This window comes from Lachnoclostridium phytofermentans, from assembly GCF_000733755.1.
Classification (GTDB): Bacteria; Bacillota; Clostridia; order Lachnospirales; family Lachnospiraceae; genus Lachnoclostridium; species Lachnoclostridium phytofermentans_A.
In genome coordinates this window covers 200,251-221,180 of record NZ_JPOF01000007.1, presented here as the reverse complement: position 1 = coordinate 221,180, position 20,930 = coordinate 200,251, and the positions used below count along the sequence as shown (strand labels likewise).

17 protein-coding genes are annotated in these 20,930 nt (G+C 32.1%); 2 read left to right on the top strand and 15 right to left on the bottom strand.

Going from position 1 to position 20,930, the window contains the following annotated elements; genetic code table 11:
• Window positions 1-59 precede the first annotated feature (59 nt).
• Window positions 60-1,361, bottom strand: coding sequence for a GTPase HflX (hflX, locus tag CC92_RS0116915; protein WP_029501464.1), 1,302 nt, complete (start codon window positions 1,359-1,361; stop codon window positions 60-62).
• A 965-nt stretch (window positions 1,362-2,326) separates the two neighbouring features.
• Between hflX and CC92_RS0116910 the strand changes: the two genes are divergently transcribed.
• Window positions 2,327-3,607: an aminotransferase class I/II-fold pyridoxal phosphate-dependent enzyme gene (locus tag CC92_RS0116910; RefSeq protein WP_029501465.1), complete on the top strand. Its 1,281-nt coding sequence runs from the start codon at window positions 2,327-2,329 to the stop codon at window positions 3,605-3,607.
• Between the two features lie 355 nt (window positions 3,608-3,962).
• On the top strand, window positions 3,963-4,127 hold the full coding sequence (locus CC92_RS22655; RefSeq protein ID WP_155998569.1) for a hypothetical protein: 165 nt from the start codon (window positions 3,963-3,965) through the stop codon (window positions 4,125-4,127).
• 159 nt (window positions 4,128-4,286) lie between these two features.
• Here CC92_RS22655 and CC92_RS0116900 read toward each other — a convergent pair whose 3' ends face one another.
• The 14 genes from CC92_RS0116900 to CC92_RS0116835 form a co-directional block, all read right to left on the bottom strand.
• Window positions 4,287-4,670: a YbaN family protein gene (locus CC92_RS0116900; RefSeq protein ID WP_029501466.1), complete on the bottom strand. Its 384-nt coding sequence runs from the start codon at window positions 4,668-4,670 to the stop codon at window positions 4,287-4,289.
• A 143-nt stretch (window positions 4,671-4,813) separates the two neighbouring features.
• A complete protein-coding gene (locus tag CC92_RS0116895) occupies window positions 4,814-6,265 on the bottom strand; it encodes a M1 family metallopeptidase (RefSeq protein WP_029501467.1) in 1,452 nt (483 codons plus the stop codon).
• A 148-nt stretch (window positions 6,266-6,413) separates the two neighbouring features.
• Complete coding sequence (locus CC92_RS0116890; RefSeq protein WP_029501468.1) at window positions 6,414-7,067, bottom strand: ATP-binding cassette domain-containing protein; 654 nt, start codon at window positions 7,065-7,067, stop codon at window positions 6,414-6,416.
• 78 nt (window positions 7,068-7,145) lie between these two features.
• On the bottom strand, window positions 7,146-8,102 hold the full coding sequence (locus CC92_RS0116885; protein WP_029501469.1) for a U32 family peptidase: 957 nt from the start codon (window positions 8,100-8,102) through the stop codon (window positions 7,146-7,148).
• Window positions 8,099-8,938: a hypothetical protein gene (locus CC92_RS0116880; protein ID WP_029501470.1), complete on the bottom strand. Its 840-nt coding sequence runs from the start codon at window positions 8,936-8,938 to the stop codon at window positions 8,099-8,101. Before CC92_RS0116880 ends, CC92_RS0116885 begins: the two co-directional genes overlap by 4 nt.
• Window positions 8,939-9,332: 394 nt before the next feature.
• On the bottom strand, window positions 9,333-11,069 hold the full coding sequence (locus CC92_RS0116875) for an ABC transporter ATP-binding protein (protein WP_051650574.1): 1,737 nt from the start codon (window positions 11,067-11,069) through the stop codon (window positions 9,333-9,335).
• Window positions 11,070-11,282: 213 nt separating this feature from the next.
• Complete coding sequence (locus CC92_RS0116870; RefSeq protein WP_051650575.1) at window positions 11,283-13,097, bottom strand: B12-binding domain-containing radical SAM protein; 1,815 nt, start codon at window positions 13,095-13,097, stop codon at window positions 11,283-11,285.
• A gap of 132 nt (window positions 13,098-13,229) precedes the next feature.
• Window positions 13,230-14,771 carry a PP2C family protein-serine/threonine phosphatase gene (locus CC92_RS21875; RefSeq protein WP_051650576.1) on the bottom strand — a complete coding sequence of 514 codons (1,542 nt, stop codon included), beginning with the start codon at window positions 14,769-14,771 and terminating at the stop codon, window positions 13,230-13,232.
• A gap of 201 nt (window positions 14,772-14,972) precedes the next feature.
• The gene (locus CC92_RS0116860) at window positions 14,973-15,221 is read right to left on the bottom strand and encodes a hypothetical protein (protein ID WP_029501474.1); all 249 of its coding nucleotides are present in this window, start codon (window positions 15,219-15,221) and stop codon (window positions 14,973-14,975) included.
• Window positions 15,222-15,263: 42 nt separating this feature from the next.
• Complete coding sequence (locus CC92_RS0116855) at window positions 15,264-16,226, bottom strand: radical SAM protein (RefSeq protein WP_029501475.1); 963 nt, start codon at window positions 16,224-16,226, stop codon at window positions 15,264-15,266.
• Between the two features lie 21 nt (window positions 16,227-16,247).
• Window positions 16,248-16,400, bottom strand: a complete 153-nt coding sequence (locus tag CC92_RS22650) for a hypothetical protein (RefSeq protein WP_155998571.1) — start codon at window positions 16,398-16,400, stop codon at window positions 16,248-16,250.
• A gap of 103 nt (window positions 16,401-16,503) precedes the next feature.
• Window positions 16,504-17,808, bottom strand: coding sequence for a radical SAM/SPASM domain-containing protein (locus tag CC92_RS0116845; RefSeq protein ID WP_029501476.1), 1,305 nt, complete (start codon window positions 17,806-17,808; stop codon window positions 16,504-16,506).
• A gap of 26 nt (window positions 17,809-17,834) precedes the next feature.
• Window positions 17,835-18,134 carry an STAS domain-containing protein gene (locus CC92_RS0116840; protein WP_029501477.1) on the bottom strand — a complete coding sequence of 100 codons (300 nt, stop codon included), beginning with the start codon at window positions 18,132-18,134 and terminating at the stop codon, window positions 17,835-17,837.
• A 185-nt stretch (window positions 18,135-18,319) separates the two neighbouring features.
• A complete protein-coding gene (locus CC92_RS0116835; RefSeq protein WP_029501478.1) occupies window positions 18,320-20,911 on the bottom strand; it encodes an ATP-binding cassette domain-containing protein in 2,592 nt (863 codons plus the stop codon).
• Between the last annotated feature and the right edge of the window lie 19 nt (window positions 20,912-20,930).

Sequence of the window (20,930 nt, the reverse complement as noted above, 5' to 3'; positions counted from 1 at the left end):
TATTATAGTCCCTGAAATATTCCCTTATAGTATATCATATCTATGATAGCATCTCTTTTTTATTTTATAACATAAGTCTCAACCTGCTGAAAAAATTGCTCATTGCACTCGATTTCGTATATCATTCCCTCTTCCTTACTGGTGGAAGAAAGGATATTTGTCGAAGCATTTATCTTTGCTATTAACGAACCTAGATGATATGGAATTAAAACCTTGGTTTTTACTTCATTCGGATATAAACGCTTGCTAATAAGTTCTATCAATGCATTCATACCATCACCTTTTTTAGCTGAGATTAACACAATGTCTTCCTTAGAATCTAACGATAATCTACCTTCCTTATTTTCTAACATATCCTCTTCTTTGATTAAATCTGCTTTATTATAAGCATAGACAACTGGAATATGACCCGCCCCTATTTGAGTTAAGGTATCGTTTGTTACCTCTATCTGACTCTTGTAATCCTCATTCGAGCGATCTACTACATGAATAAGCAAATCAGCTTCACATACCTCTTCTAATGTAGAACGAAAAGCTTTCACCAGCTTATGTGGCAAGTTACTTACAAAACCAACGGTATCGGATAATAAAAATTCTTTTCGGCTTTTTAACTTAATTTTACGAACAGAAGTCTCTAGTGTGGCAAATAACATATCCTTCTCTAAAACTTCTTTTTCTTCCTTACCGATAAATTGTTGAACCATATAATTCATTACCGTTGATTTTCCTGCATTGGTATACCCTACTAATGCAACAGTTTTTATCTCATTCTTCTTACGCTTATTTCTCTGAGTTAATCGTTGCGTGATAAGCTCTTCCAGTTCTCTTTGCATCACATTGATTTTTTCTTCTACTCTTCGCTTATCAAGTTCTAGTTTGGTTTCACCAGCACCTTTATTCCTTCCACCAGCTCCGGTTCCACCGCCAATACCTCCTGCCTGTCTCGATAGGTTTTCATTTGCTCCAATTAATCGAGGTAATTCATACTGTAATCTTACCACTTCCACTTGAAGTTTTGCTTCCCTCGTCTTTGCACGACTTGCAAATATCATTAAGATCAGATTGGTTCGATCGAGTACCACCGTATCGACCACCTCTTGAATATTACGAATTTGAGATGCTGTTAATTCTCCGTTGAAGATAACAACCTCTGCACCTTGTGCTCTCGCTAATTCGGAAAGCTCTGCAAGCTTCCCCTTTCCAAGATAAGTCGCTTTATTTATGCTATCTGCATTTTGTACTAAACTATCAACAATCTCAATATCACACGCATCACTTAATGCGATTAATTCCTGCATTCCCTCACTGAAATGCTCTTCATTCTTAACGTTTACTCCTACTATAATTCCGATTTGTTTCATAATCATAATCTCCTTTACTATATGATGGTTTGTAAGAAACCATCATTGGATGCCTACATACTTTTCTTTTGACAAGTTCCACTAATTTTCATATAAGAAAAACACGCTTTTTGAGCTCTTCTTATTATGAATAAAAACTTGCGTGTGAAGTTCACCTTTCACACTTTTGCACGAAAAGGATTATGATAAACGTTTTTATTAATCCGAGTACCATAATCCAGTACTAATAACGTAATCTAATAAAAATAATCATGCTCCAAAACCTCCTTGTTTGTGAAAAGAAATATTACTGCACAATAGCGAATAGATTTACATCAAGAAAAAGTATACTTCGTGAACTTTTCCTTGTCATGAATAAAAAAAACAGACAAAACCTAGATAGGCCTTTGTCTGCTATAGATGCATTTAACGTACCAATATCATGAGTATCTTTATTGTCTAGTTTAATTAATCTCCTATCACCTCAGTATACTATACTAATACAGGAATAAAAAATTAGACCTCACTCATAGAAATGAAACATATTTGCCGTTTAAGCATAACAAAAAAGCCTTGCTTCAGGGTTTCTAAAACAATATCTGCTCTTTTCATAAACTTATCTTAAACGACTAATAAACATGTATCTTCTCCTTTGTCACACTAATATAATAACAATATCACATTGCTAATCTTCTGTCAAACGAGAAATAGCTTCCTATAACTACTTGATAAGAATGATTCTATGAGAAATAGAAAAATAAAAACTATTATTACACTTCATCTTTCGGTTGTTAGTGTAAAAATACACTGATTAGTATTATTTATACCTATCATAACATCCACTTATAGCTGGTAAGAAATATCAAATACTCAAGAAAATATAGTAGACATATGTATCATCGTGTGGTAAGGTTGATATGATTTAAATATGAATAGAACGAATATGTATACAGCAACTACAATTGCAAAAGGAAGGGTGTAAGGATATGAAAACTTATCAATCTATGAGCAAAGAAGAGTTGACCAGTTTGAAAACTGATTTAGAAGCAAAATATAAGAAATTCCAGGAAATGGGACTAAAACTTGATATGTCAAGAGGGAAACCTTCTGTAGAACAATTAGACATCTCCATGGGTATGATGGATGTTTTAAATAGTGACGTAAGCCTCATATGTGAAGAAGGAGTAGATTGCAGAAACTACGGTATTCTTGATGGTATCAAAGAAGCAAGAGAACTTCTAGGTGCAATAAGCGAGGTGCCTGCTGATAACATTATTATTTATGGAAACTCCAGTTTAAATATAATGTATGATACGGTTTCCCGTTCTATGACACATGGAGTTATGGGAAGCACTCCTTGGTGCAAATTAGATAAGGTGAAATTCCTTTGTCCAGTCCCTGGATATGACCGTCATTTCGCAATTACAGAACATTTTGGAATCGAAATGATCAATGTACCTATGACGACTGATGGTCCTGATATGGATTTGGTTGAAGAACTAGTAAGTTCTGACGCCTCTATTAAGGGCATCTGGTGTGTACCAAAGTACTCTAATCCACAAGGAATCACTTATTCTGAAGAAACAGTAAAGCGATTTGCAAGACTGAAACCAGCTGCAAAAGATTTTAGAATTTATTGGGATAATGCATATAACGTACATCATTTATATGAAGACCAACATGATTTCTGCTTAGAAATTCTAGCAGAATGCGAAAAAGCTGGTAACCCTGATATCGTGTATAAATTCACTTCAACTTCAAAGATTAGTTTCCCAGGTTCTGGCGTTGCAGCAATTGCGACATCTAAGAATAACCTTGCAGATATTAGAAAACAATTGGCCTTGCAGACCATCGGTCATGATAAGTTAAATCAACTTCGTCACGTGCGTTACTTTAAAAGTTTAGACGATGTTCATGCTCATATGAAAAAGCACGCAGATATTATGAGACCAAAATTCGAAGCTGTAATTGATATTCTAGAAAAAGAACTTGGTGGCCTTGGAATCGCAAGTTGGATTAAGCCAAGAGGCGGTTATTTTATATCCTTTGAATCTATGGATGGATGTGCCAAAGATATCGTTGCTAAGGCTAAAGATGCCGGAGTTGTTATGACTGGTGCTGGAGCAACTTATCCATATGGTAAAGATCCTCATGATAGCAATATTCGTATTGCCCCATCCTTTCCTACCTTAGATGAGTTAAAACAAGCAGCGGAACTTTTTGTTTTATGTGTAAAGTTAGTTAGTGTTGAAAAATTACTTGCATAGTAATAAAGTAAAAAGTTTAATAGTTTACCTTTATATAAGAGATAGCACCACAACAGAGGCGCTATCTCTCTTTACGTTCCAACAATTCTTTCATCCATAGCTGTATACTAAATAATTGGATTGAAAAGTTAAATTGATCTATATTCAAATCTGCTGTTGGCCAGTCATTCTCAGTAATAAGTAACATATGTTACCAATATTTACATAAAGATACAATATAAACTCCGTCACTTCATGTCATACTATTATTGTAATTAGTGAAAATTAAAAACGTTCCTTATTCACCCTGAGTTTATGTATCTGCATACTTAGTATCGGTTGGTGCAAGGAAATTTACGAAGATTGGGAGGTTATTATGAGTAAACAATACCAACAGCGTTATGAAAAAGAAAGAGAGAAACAATTACAAGGAAAGAATAAAGATGATAATTGCTCTAATTCTACAAGCAATGCTTCCAACTCATCAGACAGTTCATATATAACACAAAAGCAATTATCTAAGAATAAGTCAAATAACTAACAACAATAAAAAAGTGAGTGTTATTGTAATCGTACTCATGGAAGCAATTGCACCCATATGGATTTCGATATACACTCACTTTCCTAAGTATCATATCCTTCTTTTAAATTCCCTTTAGGTTAATTTCTCCTTCTTCCTCTTACCCTACTATGATCTACATTAACCCTCGCCATGCTTCTTCCTTAAAAGAGTGATATGTAGCGTTACTCCAATTCCAATTAAGCCTAGCACCAAATACATCCATGGATTTTGTATAATAACTGCTGATAGTAACATCATGATCCAAAGGTAGAGAATAGCATTACGTTTTGACTTTTTAGAAACTCCAGTATGTTCACGATAATTTCGTATAAACTCACCAAAATACTTAGACTTAATTAGACGCTCATACATTCTTTGACTACTTCCAGCAAAGCATCCAGCAGCTAAAACAACAAAGGGTGTTGTTGGCCATACAGGCAAAAATAATCCTATTCCACCTAAAAAGAGTGCAACTCCTCCAACCAATAACAAACAATATCGTTTTATCGAATGTTTTTTCATACTACACCTCAACCTAGTTATTTCTATATTATATGAGGAATCACATTATCTTATCAATCCAGATCATATTACGATTGGCTTATCATTAAGCTTATCGTGAGAAAACACTTTTCTTGCTTCAGTTGAAACTTATTACCTACCTACTATGGCAATGCTACATAAGTTTCTACAAGGTCGCTAATATCAACAGGTGAGTTACTCTCCATTATGCTTATAAATCCTTCTGTATTAGCCTGTTTAAACGCATAGGTATCATAATACTCTTTTATCGCACTATAAAAAGTTTCTTCTCCCATTCGTTCTCTTAGCTCATATAAGAAATACTGTGCTTTGTAATAGCAAACCATATAATAAGCAGTATTCTGATACTCTGTAATCTCCTTATTAATTGGGATTGGGTCTAATTTTAAGTACTGACCCTTAGTAGAATAGTCCTCTGCCTGTTCTTTTCCCTTTACTTTTTCTAAATATACTCCAACAGCAAAGGTTGTTAACCCCTCATCTAACCAAGCTTCTGTTGTTTCATTGTTTCCGATAATTCCGTAAAACCACTGGTGAGCAATTTCATGACTTAGTACTTCTTCATAATTAGCAAACTGATTATCTAAGAAGGCTTCTCTTGGCATATAGATCAATCCACTATACTCCATGGCCACACTAATATTAGGCTTTTGCGTAATCGTTGCCATACGAAATGTATCATATGGATAGTCACCAAAAACCGTTTCATAACAATCAAGTGATCCCTTTATTTGCTGCATTGTAGAATCTTTACTTTTTTGACTGACCACATTCTTTTCAAAGTAAGCATAAACTTTGATACCATTGATCTCATCTTCCACAATTTCATACTGATCTGATATTGACATACAGATATCTCTTGCATTACTATTTTCAAATGTATATGTCACTGACTCATTTTTTACTTCTTTCTTCCGTTCAACTCCGCCACAAGCAACTACATAATCTTTAGGTACCGTAATTTTAATACGAAAATCTGACATGTCATGATATCTTCCGTCACCTACTAAACTCATTGGTGCGAGATCCCATCCAGCATCGTCGTAAACTGCCATCTGCGGATTAAAAAAACTAAAGCAATACTGTGTTTGATAATAACCAAAGCGATCCACCAAATCAGGTATTAAAAACTTACAGTCTATCTTAAACTGAATTGCTTTCCCTGGCTCCAACGGCTTTTCAGGTACTATTTTCAGTAACTGATTCTGATCTAATACTTCATAAGTAAGTGTATCTTTTGATAAACTATTAACAGTTAATACTTGAATTCCTTTGGTACTATCATAAATTTGATATGCGTTTCCATAGATATGAAGATATAACTCTGAAAGTGTAACTTCTTCATTATTCTGGTATGTAATTGTTTCTGTGAAGTTTAAAACATGTTCTTTCGTATCTAATGTTCCCTCAAGCTCATAAAGTGTACGCCCATCATGTAACGTTTCAGAACTTTTTTGTTTACTTGAACACCCAGTCAGCCCAATACATAATATCATAATACCAAGAAACATCAATCTGATGGCTGATCTCCTTCTCTTATTACATTCGTTACTATCCATATCTCCCTGATTCATATAATACTCCCACTCCTTCATTTAAGTTAACTAGAACTCATCAAACGAAGAATACCATATTTACCATAACCTTACAATACATTTCTGAAAATAGAAAGTGAAATCATCTTAACTGAACTTTTGGTTATCATTAGTTTCACTTCTACTACTATTTTTCTTTTAATATCATTTCCTTTATTCTTCCATTCTGAAGCAAGTATCCTCTATCACAAATTGTATCTATAAATTCTTTTTTTTCACTTGTTAATAGGATGGTGAGGTTTCGTTCTTTTAATAATCGAAAAATTTTACGGAGTTCTCGATGATTCTTTATATTCTCTATTGTAAATAAATCATCAAAGATTACGATATCTTGTCGTTCCATTATTGCCTGAGCAATACTTAACTTTTGCAACATACGTGTACTAAAATCACCAACTTTTGTGCGACTCTCAGGTTTCAAGCCAACGATTCTCATAGACTCATAGATTTCTTTATCTTCGATAGTTCCATTAATTCCAGCAATATATTTTAAATTCTTATAACCGTTAAACTCTCTGATAAAGCCCATTGGATGGATAGCAATTCCAACATCTTTTGGTATTTCACTATATTTTCCCAATTGTTCCCCTCGAAAATATATTTTCCCTTGATCTGGAGTCAGTTCTCCACATAATAACTGTATTAAAGCAGACTTTTCGCCATCACCTGTATCAAAAAAAACGATGGTATCCCCCTTTTCTATATTCAAACTCACATTTTGCAAAATGTTTCTATTTTCTAACCTTTTTGAGATTTTATCTATTTGTATTTCACAACTCATAACTATTACCTTTCATATTTACTACTAAAAGCGTATCATTCTATCATATAAAAAAAATCATGTCAATCCTATGTCTTATTAAAATCTTGCTTCTGGATAATAGCAACTTAAACCAAGCTTACAAATATCCCTGCTATTATCCGGAAAAACCATGCGCTTTTTATACTCTTCTTCCGTTTTACAATCAGTAGCAATCTGAATATTCTCATTAATGGCCTTAATATCTGCACAGATATATCCCCAATCATCAGATCGTCCAACTATCTTACATGCAGAAATGCCCATATTTAACAACCGATAGATAGCGCACATTCCACAAGCCATATTGTGATAATACTGGTTATAAAGGATATTATTTAATTCCATCTGATGTCGAAGTTCAAATTCCTCAATCGGTTTTACAAACTCATTCTTCGATCCTAATAAACAACTACAAAAAGAATTAAGTTCCCTCCGATGTAACCCAAGGCAGTTGGAATCAGAAAATGTACAACCATTTCGCATTAGAAACACCTCGTACTCCGGCTGTGGTACATTTTTCTTTATCCTTTCAATCTCATCGAGTGATAAATCTCTTGGTAATATAATTCTACTTGCTCCATGTTCATAATAAAATCTTGCCATATCGGAATTATAGATACCGCTTATGGTACTGATGCTGGCATACAATCCTTCCTCGACTGCAATATCAACCAGTTCAATACATGAAACAATTACTCCATCGACACTAGTTTTTGCTAATTGTTTAAAATAACTTCGTATAAACTCCAATTGCTGCTCATTATAGCTACTGGAATTAAACGTCACAAATACAATCCCATCTAGTTCTTTGATTGTCTCTATTACTTTTATCATTTCGTCTAAATTATTCGGATTGGCACTTTCCTTAAATCCAGTAAGACGATTGATATCCGCATATTCACCAAAGTTTTCAGTCCACGCTTTATCATAGAACCCAATATAGAATTCTCTGGTACCACAATCCATATAATCTTTCAGATGTTCTGCACTATTTAGTGGAACTAAGATATTCATTCCTTCACCTCCAAATCAATAGGCGAATATATTTCACGGTAACTTCTATCTCCACAAACTATTCCATCCTTATGTTCAAAATAAACTGTTCGCCCTATTTTTATATATTTTCTGTCTTTTAACATCTGATAATTAATTCGGTTTCTCAAACATTCTTTATGACAGGGAAGATTCGGACGGAATTTTTCTGTTATCTCATACGGTATAGAAGCAAATTCACAAACCATTCCTACTGTCATATAGCTATAGGGCACATGGATCGCAAGCTCAAGATTAGATGGTGCGTCGGATAACTCTATACTCTCATGTGTAATATCAAGCTCTAACCCTGTCACCTGATACTCATCGCATATTTTCTTTAAATAGGATGTAAAATACTTTGGTTTACTTGTTTGACGGTAATATTCTTCATAACGAGGATCACGATAATCCTTAAACATAAGCCTTCCAAGATTAATCTTCATATGATATTTGTTATGAATATAATCTAACATTCCATAATCATTCACTGTGATTTCATCTATTCCCTTATTATAATAGGTAGAGAATTCATGGATTTTTTCCTTACCGTTTTCTAAATCTTTTTCTGTAAATATAGGTAATACCAAGGTGATTTTTATACCTATGTTTTTTAGTTCCACTATCACTTTTTTCATCAGCTCTGCTGATAAATTAAGTACATATTGACTGCAAAAATAGGAACCGACATAAATACGTTCACATTCCGTATAACCTGCCAGTTCCATCACTTTTTGTATTACAGTATCTACCTTGGGAGCTATCGTCATAATATTTTCTAGTATCTCACAGAGATTTAAACATTGCTTTTTCTCCATTACCCACCTCATTTCTGCGCTGTCTCTTACTCTCTCAAGTTTTGGATGCTTACAGACACAAACTTGCTGAGTGAAGGACTTTTTTCACTCTTATTCTTATCATATTGACTTTCTAGTTGTATTTATAGAGATTGTTGTAAAACAAATTAATTCACCTTACATCAACCCGTTTATTCTCTATCGTTACCAAACAAATAAAATATATTCAAATTTCTCCCTTTATATAAAAAAACAGGTAGCTTATTCTTTCTCGTAAGCTACCTGTTTACTATGCTTTATATTATTTTTTTCTATGCTTCTTACTTTGCTTCTTACAATTCTTTTTACATAGCATTTTACTTTGCTTTACTATGCTTTTTATTATGCTACCAAAAAATTTTTAATTTCAATTTCATTATACTGCATTAGCAATATTATATAATCTATAAAAATAATCTTCCTTATCCATCAACTCTTTATAAGAACCCTGTTCGACAATCATCCCTTTATTTAATACAATGATTTGATCATACATATTAAGCACTTTAGGATTTAGTTTATGTGTGATAATAATTCTTGTCAATTTATCAATTCCAAGGATAGCCTCTTCCACCATCTGCGCAGTACTATTATCTAAAGCCGATGTACCTTCATCCATAAGCAATATTTTAGCATCACGAATCAGAGATCTGGCAATGGATATTCTTTGTTTTTCTCCACCGGAAAGATTGACACCATTTTCGCCACAAGAATAGTCTTGTCCTTTTTCAATAATAAGTTTATCTAAGCCTGCTTGTTTTATTGAACGTTCTATCGTACTTTCATTAAACTTCTTAAACATCGTGATATTATCTATAATAGAGTTATCAAATACAAATACATTTTGCTGGATAACAGAAACTAAATCATATAAATTATCGGCATTTAACTCTTTAAGCTCTTTATCGTCAAAACAAATTTTACCCGTGTAATTTGTATGATAACCTAAAAGTAGATTTAAAAGTGTAGATTTACCACTACCACTTCCACCTACGATAGCATAGCTTTTGCCTTTTTCAAATTTTAAATTAATGTTCTCTAGATTATTACTAGATTCTTCATAACCAAAAGTAACATTTTCTAAAACTATACCGTTATTAAAATCTTCAATAACTTCTGTACCTACCGTACTTTCTGATAGTTCCGTTATTAGTTGAATTTTATTAAGTAAAGCTTTCGCAGCTTTTCTCCCAGAAATATCTTCCCCTAACGCTTGAATTGGATTTACAACATAATTAACCAGCTGAATTACTGCTACAACAACACCTATTGATATTTCTCCCTTTATAGCTAGATACCCACCTAAGGCAAAGATAGATACATTCACTAAATAACCTGAGGAAAACGATAACAATGAAATATAATCTGACATATCTCTTCTAGCTTTTTTCACACTTTCTAGTGAATTGTTCGCTTCTTCAAATATAGTACTAATTTCTTTTTCCGCTTTAAAACTTTTTATTACAGAAAAACCTGATAATAAATCTTTCATCATAGCAACAAAGCTAGCATTGTGATCCGAAACTTTTACCTCATAAGCTGCTAACTTTCCGCCAAATAATACGGTAAGTACTACAGATAAAAGGCTTGTTACGATTACACAGAGAAGCATCTTCCAATTCAGATAAGCCATAGATAATAGCCCACCAATTAAAAGTATTAACTGATAAACAATATCCATATTACTACCTAAATAATTTCGTTCTATAGAAGTTAAATCGTTGCTGAATGCAGATAAGTAATTAGAACTAGATTCTTTGTTAAAAGAGTTAATGTTTTTCTTCATGATTTGTTTAAAAACATAATTCTTGTATTGATATATTGCTTTCTTTATAAATCTGTTATAAAAGAAGCGCTTAAAAGTAAGAACAATTACAATAATACCTAGGTATATTACCGTTCCAATAATAACTTTCTTTAATTTATCCAACTCGCCTCTAGTCGCTACATCTAATATAATCTGCAGGATAAAAGCAATTCCAATGTTTATAGCTGCTATCCCTAAATTTCCGATGATTGCACCTATAAAATTAATGTGATTTTTGTGATAAAATTGTTTCTTATACTCCCTTTTCCCTTTTCTTTTCAGAAGTTCTTTACTATTATTGTCCATATTACTCCACCTCGTTTTATGAATTTCCTATCCAAATCATTGACTTCCCCTTAAAGCTTTTTGATTTAGAGTTGTTAAAACGTTGTAATTAATGGTAATTAATTACATTTATTAAGAATTCTACCATATTTACCCATTTAAATCAACCTCTATAATTTTATGTATTACTTAACCAAAATTTTTCTATCATTATTTATACCTTATCTATGCTTTCTAGGAACCTATCGATAGTAGTGGAACATCTTCTTTTATCACCTGTAATATTCCTTTTCTTTTTTGCATAATAACAGTAGTAGCTTTCTTAGGTGAATGAGTTAGTTGCTTATTTCTGATTAAAATGATGTCATATGGATAGGTAATGTTTTTATTTTCTCCATCTTTCATCACTTTTCCTAACATAATTTCTTTCTCAAATAAAAATATAGTTTTTATTAAGGATTCTTCTATATATTTAAATTGATATGTACTAATAAACGATTCAAATGTGGATAGAACCTTTTCTTTATATTTCTTTCTATCTATTTTGTATAAATCTTTGATTTCATAAAAAATTTGCTCAGAAAACATATGATGAAATTCATAATATATAAATAAATGTTTTCCCTGCATCTCATTTAATAAAAGCCTGTAGGTACCTTCAAATAGATATAGTAATGGATTTACTAACATGTTGATAAATATATCCAGTAATTTTGTTTTTTCTATCAATTCATTAGAGTAATAAAAGTACTGGGGAAATATCTCTTTTTCCTCAATCATCTTAACTATTTCTTCACATTCCAGTTCTTTTTTCCCTAAAGATACTTCTAGTCCATAATAATTTTGCTTTTGTAAACTGTTAAAATAAACATCTGTCAATTCTGTACTAGGGAAATATAATAACTTGTGAAATTGGACTGTAACTAAGTTTTTTTTAAATAATTTGTTTCCTTGATTATAGATTGAATATATTGCACTTAACGTATATTCTAAATCTGTTTCTGTTTCTTGTGGAAATCCATAAATAAAAGAATAGGTGGCTTTGATGTTATGCTTGTTTAATAAACTAACTACATTATTAAGCTGTGATATCTTAAGATTTTTATTAATTAACTTCTGCAAGTTCTCAGACCCAGTTTCCACACCAAAATATATATTTTTGCAGCCTGCTTCTTTCATTTTTATAATTAACTGCTCATTAATTGTATCTAGTCGAGAACTACATCCCCACGTGATATCCAAATTTCTCTGAATAATATGATCGCAAATCTCTTTCACTAATTTATGATTTGTCATAAATAAATCATGTTCGAATCCAAAAGATGATATTCCTAATTGATTTTTTGCATACAGAATTTCATTTAATATTCTTTGGCTCGATTTCATTCTAAATTTACGTTTCCAAAATGTTTTTGTTGAACAAAAACTACAACTAAAAGGACACCCTCTACCTATATCAATATTTAAGTTACCCTTTATTGTATGAGGGTAAAGACTGTAATCTAACATTGGTATTTCATCGAGATTTTCTAATAGCTCATTATATTCATTCACAACAATTTTATCTTCTTTCTTGTATGCTATCCCCTTCGAGTTAAGAAAACTATTCTGTGTACATCCCTCTATAATACTAACAATAGTTTTTTCCCCTTCGCCAAGACCAATCGCATCGATATACCCAAATTTTTTAAGAGTACTTTTTGCAACAGCCGTAGCATGGGGTCCACCTAATAAAATGGTTATATTTTTGTTTCTGTTTTTTATCTCTTTTGCTACTAATAAGGCAACATGAAAGTTGTTACACATCGTATACAGACTTATAATATCAGGTTCTTGATTTAGTATATAATTACAATTTTCATTAATGTTAGATAAGAACTTGCTATGTAACTCTATCTCTTTATCATAATATAAACGACAGAAGTCGATGATACCAACATGATAATCCGTTTCTTTTGAGATTATAGTTGCTAGAGAAAGTATACCCAGAGGTATCCCACCATCATATATGTTGTTATAATCTGATAAATTCACAAAAACAATTTTCATCATAATCCCCATTCTTGCGCACGGTTTTTGCGCATAACAAGTTTGCGGTGCGCAGCACAAACTTGCGTGTAAAAATCAATTTTATTTTCATACTATCCACCTTATTTTTTTGCTAACGCAACGTATTCTTTTTTATGCTAACGATTCATTTACTTTAAGCATTAGCATTGTTATATCATCATATTGTTGATTCTTAGTAAATTTATCAATTTCTTTTTGTATAAAGTCTATTTTCTGGCTCATAGGAAGCTCTTGTATTTCCTTACTATTTAAAATCGTTTCTAATTTTTTCTCCCCAAATAAAATTCCTTTAGAATCTTTTGCTTCCGTTATGCCATCCGTGTAAAGAAACAATTCATCTCCCTTTTCTAACTTTTTATGGTTCGTATGATATTTTATTTTTCTTTCTCCAGCTAGAATAAAATCATTTTTTATAATAAAAAGTTCATAAGAACTTCCAACTTGCTTATAAAATGGGTAGTTATGACCTGCACTTGTAAAACTAAGCATTCCATCTGTTAAATCAATTACACCTAAAAACACAGTTAAAAACATCTTGTACTTATCACTTTCCAACTGATGATTCACTGCCGTAAGAATTTCACTAGGATCTTTACTATAGTAGGAGCAATTCTTTATTAGAGTTTTTGCTTTCATCATAAACAAGGCTGAGGAAATACCTTTACCACAAACATCAGCAATCAAAAAAGCTACATGATTTTCATCAATCATAAAATAGTCATAGAAGTCTCCACCAACTTCAAATGCTGTTTTCATATAGCCATATATTTCAACCTTTTCCTTACACTCAAAGGTCATATCTTCATCCGGAAGATTTTCTTTTTGGATCTGAGCTGCAATTTCTAACTCTGCTTTTACTTTTGTCGTTTGAATTGTTGAAAAAATGCCAAAAAACATAGCGATATACATAATGGTATATACTATAATATTAGTACCAAATATAACGATGAAGTACAAAATTCCATCTGGTGTATTTGGGTAGACTTTGACGTAACTCATTAATAAATAAAATACATTATATGTGATACATGAAATGATAGGTATTGCACTCAAATGTTTCATTTGATTCGATGGAAGAGAAAAAATCGTAATGATATATCTGCAAATATATTTTTTGTAAATAATAAATAAAACAAAAGCAAGCATGATACCAACAATAGGATATAGGATTCCTCCTCCAATTTCGAATAAGTAGTAATATCCACTACTCCCTACTCTTGGACATACTGCTACTAATGTTAATGGCATAACATAATCCGCAAACAAACTTACATATAAGTAATAGAATACTCCAGAAAACATAGCATTCCATGTCGTTACCTCATATAACATTTTTGCACCAACTACTAAATATACCACTTGAACAAAAAACATCCAAATGCCAAAACTATAGAAGATATCATATAATAATTGATGTTTTTGAAAAAAATCTTGATACGTATAAAACACAGTATACTGAGTAGCAAAAAGTATACGAAAGCTTATATATAAGCATAGAGTTAATCCCAAATACCCTAATATTGTTTTTTTATAGTTGTATTTCCTGACTAAGGTACAGTGAAATAGACACATCATTCCAAGAAATAAAATGATCAGATATAAATCATCCAAATAATATTTCCGTATGCCATCCATAAACAGCTCGAAAAACATTCCGCTTCTCCTCTTTCTCAACAAATTCAATAATTTACGATATCATAAAACTGCCATGCCCAAGGCTTATGTAGATCATGATCATGAATTTTGCATGTTAAATTCATAATATAAGAAAAGATCTTTATTGGTATGATACTTACTCATCTGCACTAAAGATCTTTTCTATTCCTATTATTTTTGATTCAAATTATACTAAGATTATTTTGCAGCATGATAATGAAGATCTAAAAATCCACCATCAACGCCTTCAAGCTCAGCATCATTAAATTCTACACTTTGATTCTTAACTTCATCAAGTGCTACATAAAAATCATCAACAGAACATTGACTTAATTCTGGCTTTAATGTCTCATAAATTTCTTCCTTAGTTGAACATGCTTTTACCTTTTGAGATACTTCATCTTTGTTTAGTAAATCGATAATTTGGGTTACTAACTCCTTACTCATTACATATCCTCCATTTTTTATTTATTTTAAATATATAAATATTTAAAACCTCATTAAGCTTTTTTCTTTAAATCTACCATGGAACTTTACAAGATCTAGGTCAATATAGCTATCAAATTTCTTTATATTCTTTTCATTAAAAAATAATGCACATAATTCACAAGCTGAAACAACATACTCTGGGACTTCGATATCTAGCTTGTTTCTAGCTATATCAATAAAATAGTCAAATCCATAAGTTCTAAGTAGATAAAGATAAGGGTTTCTTTTTAACTTGTCTAAAGTCGAGGTAACATCTAAGTCTTCATAATTACCAATTGATAATGCTGTACTAAAAACTGATGGTGAGCAACATGGTAAAATTGTACCGTCATAGGTTACTGAATAACCTCTTCCTTTTTTGCAGTAACAGCCAGCTGATTTTCTTGTCCGAAGATATTCCGTGTCATCAAAATTTATCGCTGCATTACCAACTTTTTGACAAGGAAAAATCATTATTTGTGCTTCTTTCGTGGCAGCCCCTAAAGAATCGATTGCCTCTCCTGCCAAATGACTTTTGCTGATTACTATATTAAGTCCAGCATTCAATTCCATATCATTTGCTGCCAACAATACATTACTAACATTTTCTGATTTAATGTAAGGAGAATGAAAGTAATCGTAACTTAACCCAATTGAACTTAGGCCACATTTTTTTAACTCGGTGAGCTTGTCATAGGCTTCAACATAGCTGGTAGCCCAATAAGCATTTGTCATTAAAGAAGCCTTTTTCCCAGTATTTTTTATCAAGGTAATTAGTTCTTTTACCTTATCGTACTCCAGAAATGGTTCTCCTCCAGAAATACCAATCGATTTAATGCTCTCACAATAAATAGATGAGCTTATGTAATCCTTAACCCTATCAATATCCAGACTCTCCTGGCAACTAGGTTTCGATTGAACACAACATAAATCGCAGCTTGCAGTACATTTTCTATGTAAAATGATTGTAAAATGATTATACATTCTAATCCCCCTGATCTATTACTATTTAATAGGACCTAAGATTGGAGCCACCCCACCTTGTACCTCATTTAAATCCTCAGCAGATAAATTATCCGTAATATCCTTTTCTTGAATACTAGATACCTCTTTTAACTTTTTCTCCTTTTCTACTTTCCCCTGCTCTACCTTTTTCATACTATACCATCTCCCATTTTTTTACTATATTTATGTTATACATCGTACACGAATAAGAAACAATACATTTTCTGATTTGGGTAATTTCTATACATATTTGGAATTATTTATTACGAATTAGAACAATACCTTTCAGAATTTTATCTGCACATGCCCTCGCTTTCGCACAAAATTCTTCACTGGCTACGAGCAATTCTCCAGTATTAATATAATTATCGAACAAGCATCCAGTACATATTGTATTCGCAAAACATTCTTTGCATTTTCCATCCATTCTTCTGTCATGATTAAGATATTTCAAACGCATCTCTTCAATAGAGTCAAACAAAGCGTTTTCTTCATCGTAGATATTTCCAACATAATGCCCTTTCTTACCAATCATCGCTGAGCATGGATAGATATCTCCCTTAGTAGTCACACTGATTGAATCAAATCCGGCATTACAGAAATGATTGCATGTCTTTTTCCTTTTTAAAGGCGACATAAAGCGATCTACCATGGTAAGAGAAACTTCTTCTAGCCTATGTATCGTTTCTAATTCTTCCGTTACAGAATCCAATATATTTGTTACTCCAGTGTTTTTATAGTTCTCATCTGTACTCGCTACTTCTACAATATGTACCCATACTCCAGGAAATTGATTTCTAATTTCTTTGCTAATATCTTTTATACTGATGCCTTTATCCTGATGATATTTTGAATAAGTTACTTCGATACAGGAAGGTTCCTTTGATATTGCTCTAAGCTTTAATATATTTTTTTTGATAATTTCAAACGTACCTTTACCGTTTTTAAATTTTCTAAGTTCATCATGAACCTGTTCTCCATCAAGGCTAATTGTAATGCTTAATTCATTGTTACTTACTAATTTTATTAAATCTTCCGTTATAATTGTACCGTTACTAACCATTCCTACTTTTGTAATCTTTTTATTCTTTTTAATAAATTCGCAGGTTGCTACAACTGCTGCTTCATTTAGCATAGGTTCTCCACCAAATAATTGAATCAGCTCAATCTCCTGAAACTTACCATACATTGTCTCTAATATTTTTATCAGAGTCTTGGTTGACATCATATCAGCCTTTTCATGATAATTACCTCCGTTGGCATAGCAATAAGCGCAATCCATATTACAGTCATTGCTGATATTTAAAACCAAACGTTGCAGTCTTTTGTGATTTAAATTGAGCCCCACATCTAAACTAGTGTCCTCGTATAACGATCGTAGTTTATCATAATCATGTTGCGTTACTTCCCTATAATTCTCTCTCACAGCATCATATGTTTTGCCTTCCGATATCATTTTTGCTGTTTCTCCTATACTATTACTTGTGAGAAAAAGAGATAGATTTTTTGGGAAAAAAACGATACTTTTCTCATCATCAATTTCTGATACATATAAATTCATCTATACACCCCTTTAAAGCTTACTGCTTACACTATTCTAAGCATCTCATCAAAACCTGTTATTCGAAATAAATCCATGATATTGTCATTCACATTTTTTACAATAAGTTCCCCTTGAACATTCTCAGCTTTTTGAAGCGTTAACAAAAGTGCCCTCAAACCCATACTATTAATATAGTTCACCTCTCCGAAATCTAAAATAACTTTCTTCGTTCTTTGAAAGGTTTCAAGTAAATGATTTTGAAACTCTTTGCACGTGTTGTTTTCCACATTTCCACTGATGCTGATTTTAATACTGTCTCTAATTTCTTCCTCCATTATCTTCATTCTAATCCTCCATTCTGTTGCTATCCGGCGATTTTAGGATACAGCACCAATTCGTGTGTGAAAAATCTTGGTTTTTCAGACGAATACCCATGCATATTCCATCTGCAAGCCGATGGAATACTGCTTAAATAAAGCTCCATCTGTGTGCTTTATCACACGTACATATCAAGATATTTAAACTCGTTCTATGCAATTTGTCGCATTGATAGCTCATAAAACATACCCTTTAAACCAATTAATTCATCATAGGTACCACTTTCAATAATTTGTCCTTTGTCCATTACTATAATTCTGTCACAATTCATCACTGTTGAAAGTCTATGCGCAATTACAATTCGAGTCGACTTAAGTTTATCTAAGTTTTCTGCTATTAAAGCTTGATTAATATTGTCAAGTGCACTGGTAGCTTCATCAAAAAATATGATAGAAGGATTATAAAAGATAGCTCTGGCAATAAGAATCCTTTGTCTTTGACCACCAGAGATTGTTCCACCCTGTTCTGTAATAACAGTTTCTAACCCCATTGGCATTTGTTTGATATCTTCTTCCAATCCTACCATCTTAATCGTTTGATGTACTTTTTCCACTTCTTCTCTATATTGCTCCTTGTTAGTGGCGCTGCTTGCAATTACAACATTTTCATAAATACTTCCTGAAATTAACTGCCCTTCTTGTAACACTACACCTAAACGTTTTCTTAGTTCTCTTTTATCTAAGGTGTCCAAATCCATATCATCATAATATATCTTTCCACTTGTAGTACTTTCAAAGCCTAATAATAATTTTAGAAGAGTGGACTTTCCACATCCTGAACTTCCAACGATTCCAATGTATTCCCCTTTATTAATCGTTAACGATATATTAGAAATCACCATTGGTTCATTAGAATCATACCGAAAAGATACATTGCTTAATTCGATTTTTCCCTCTAAATTGCCTATAGAACGGCTCCCCTCCATTGACTCTGGAGTTTCTGCTAATAGTAAATTTGCTTTCTTGTAAAGAGGCTGAACTTGAAGAATCTTAGCAAAATTTTTTTCCAACTTTCTAACTGAAAAAAAAAGCAAATTAAAAGCGGAAATAAAAGCAAGCAATTCACCTACTGTAATATTTAATTGATTCATGAAAGCTATTTTATAAAACAGAATCGTACTTAAAATAGATAAAAATAAATGGATACAATGATCAGCAGTCGCTAATACTTCATACTTCATATCCAATTCTTTTGATTTTACTTTTTCCTTTATGTATTTATTCAAAATCCTATTCGTTGCAGACGAAATTTTAATCTTGCTGATTCCCATGATTGCTTGGTACATAATGGAGGATGCATTCGTATTAAACTCAATTATTTTTTTCTTATACTTTGTTTGAAGTAGCGAAATTAATATACTAAATATTAGACCTATTAATATTATTAGTAATCCAATCCAGGCTAACTTTTCTGAGTATTGATACATGCGTACCAAATATACAATACAAAAACAATGGATAAATGAGGATATAATAACTTCATCCAAAACAATCGTTCCAATGTCTGTAGTACTCAATGTTCTTCTTATTAAATCAGAAGTCTCATATCTACTATAGACATTGATTTTTAAATTAAATAATCGATCAAACATTGCGCTTTGTATCATCATTTCCATGCGATTGCTGTTTTTATAAAGAATTAGTCTAGAAAAGATATCAAACATTAATTCTCCCAAGGTAAATGCAATTGCCACCATACCAATCTGATATATCATTGATGTGTTATTATAATAAATATATTTATCATATATCACCTGTGTTAAATATGGTATCCAAAGTCCAATTGCCATTATGATTAATGATAATAGCATAATAGATAACATGTCTTTACTTCTTAACCCTTTGCTACAATAACTGATTAACTCCCTTAATTCCAAATGCTTATTTGGAAAAGGTCTATAAATCATATAAGCAGTCTTAGCATAATGCATTGAATTGATACTTGTTATTTTACTCGTTGTTCCTTCGACAACGTTATATTCTACATAGCCTTTATCGTCACAGGAAACGCATGCGATAGGGATCTCGAATTCATCAAGTTCTTTTTTATAAACTAGTATATTTCCATAATCCTTTTTGTACCAATCTGGCTCTAATCGTATCTCTCTAATCATGAAATGAGATACCCTTGCAAGGTCTTCTATTGTAAATCTTTTCCCACAAGACTCTACAACTGTATCATAGGAACAAAGATTTATATCCCCCTTCTTACAAAGAATAGAGACTGCATCGTACAAATTATGTTGCGCTTTACTTTGGCTTAAGTATCCCTCCTTGTGAAAGATGCTGGCTATCGATTGTAAGCCATCTTCGTACTCTTTTTCTAACTCCTGCTTGGTACGATAGATAAAGATTTCTTCAGCAACTAACTTTCTTTGTATCAATTCTAAAAGTTCATCACCAAAATAGGAAGCAGATTGTATTTCTAAGGAAATTTCCTCTGAAAATTGTTCAATTGCTAAATTATACGCTTCTTGTGACTCACTATGATGTTCTTCGATCACAACCTTTTTTTGAGCGGTAATTAAAAATACCCATGTTCCCTCATTTTCATCCAAAAACTTAAAACTAGGTATCAAGAATTTTCCCTGTTTTGCTTCTTTTAAAAAGTATCTTTTCCCTAACTCATCATTGTTTTTTAATAATGAGATATAAATTAATGCAGTCCCCTCAATAACCTCATACAAGTAATTTTCTTCTAAGGTTAGGAGTATTTGTCCACCGTTAAGAATTTTTCTTTCCATACAATTCTCCACCTTTACT

Excerpts from the sequence above, each read along its gene's own strand:
- hflX (WP_029501464.1), bottom strand. The coding sequence starts at position 1,361 with ATGAAACAAATCGGAATTATAGTAGGAGTAAACGTTAAGAATGAAGAG.
- CC92_RS0116910 (WP_029501465.1), top strand. The coding sequence starts at position 2,327 with ATGAAAACTTATCAATCTATGAGCAAAGAAGAGTTGACCAGTTTGAAA.
- CC92_RS22655 (WP_155998569.1), top strand. The coding sequence starts at position 3,963 with ATGAGTAAACAATACCAACAGCGTTATGAAAAAGAAAGAGAGAAACAA.
- CC92_RS0116900 (WP_029501466.1), bottom strand. The coding sequence starts at position 4,670 with ATGAAAAAACATTCGATAAAACGATATTGTTTGTTATTGGTTGGAGGA.
- CC92_RS0116895 (WP_029501467.1), bottom strand. The coding sequence starts at position 6,265 with ATGAATCAGGGAGATATGGATAGTAACGAATGTAATAAGAGAAGGAGA.
- CC92_RS0116890 (WP_029501468.1), bottom strand. The coding sequence starts at position 7,067 with ATGAGTTGTGAAATACAAATAGATAAAATCTCAAAAAGGTTAGAAAAT.
- CC92_RS0116885 (WP_029501469.1), bottom strand. The coding sequence starts at position 8,102 with ATGAATATCTTAGTTCCACTAAATAGTGCAGAACATCTGAAAGATTAT.
- CC92_RS0116880 (WP_029501470.1), bottom strand. The coding sequence starts at position 8,938 with ATGGAGAAAAAGCAATGTTTAAATCTCTGTGAGATACTAGAAAATATT.
- CC92_RS0116875 (WP_051650574.1), bottom strand. The coding sequence starts at position 11,069 with ATGGACAATAATAGTAAAGAACTTCTGAAAAGAAAAGGGAAAAGGGAG.
- CC92_RS0116870 (WP_051650575.1), bottom strand. The coding sequence starts at position 13,097 with ATGAAAATTGTTTTTGTGAATTTATCAGATTATAACAACATATATGAT.
- CC92_RS21875 (WP_051650576.1), bottom strand. The coding sequence starts at position 14,771 with ATGTTTTTCGAGCTGTTTATGGATGGCATACGGAAATATTATTTGGAT.
- CC92_RS0116860 (WP_029501474.1), bottom strand. The coding sequence starts at position 15,221 with ATGAGTAAGGAGTTAGTAACCCAAATTATCGATTTACTAAACAAAGAT.
- CC92_RS0116855 (WP_029501475.1), bottom strand. The coding sequence starts at position 16,226 with ATGTATAATCATTTTACAATCATTTTACATAGAAAATGTACTGCAAGC.
- CC92_RS22650 (WP_155998571.1), bottom strand. The coding sequence starts at position 16,400 with ATGAAAAAGGTAGAGCAGGGGAAAGTAGAAAAGGAGAAAAAGTTAAAA.
- CC92_RS0116845 (WP_029501476.1), bottom strand. The coding sequence starts at position 17,808 with ATGAATTTATATGTATCAGAAATTGATGATGAGAAAAGTATCGTTTTT.
- CC92_RS0116840 (WP_029501477.1), bottom strand. The coding sequence starts at position 18,134 with ATGAAGATAATGGAGGAAGAAATTAGAGACAGTATTAAAATCAGCATC.
- CC92_RS0116835 (WP_029501478.1), bottom strand. The coding sequence starts at position 20,911 with ATGGAAAGAAAAATTCTTAACGGTGGACAAATACTCCTAACCTTAGAA.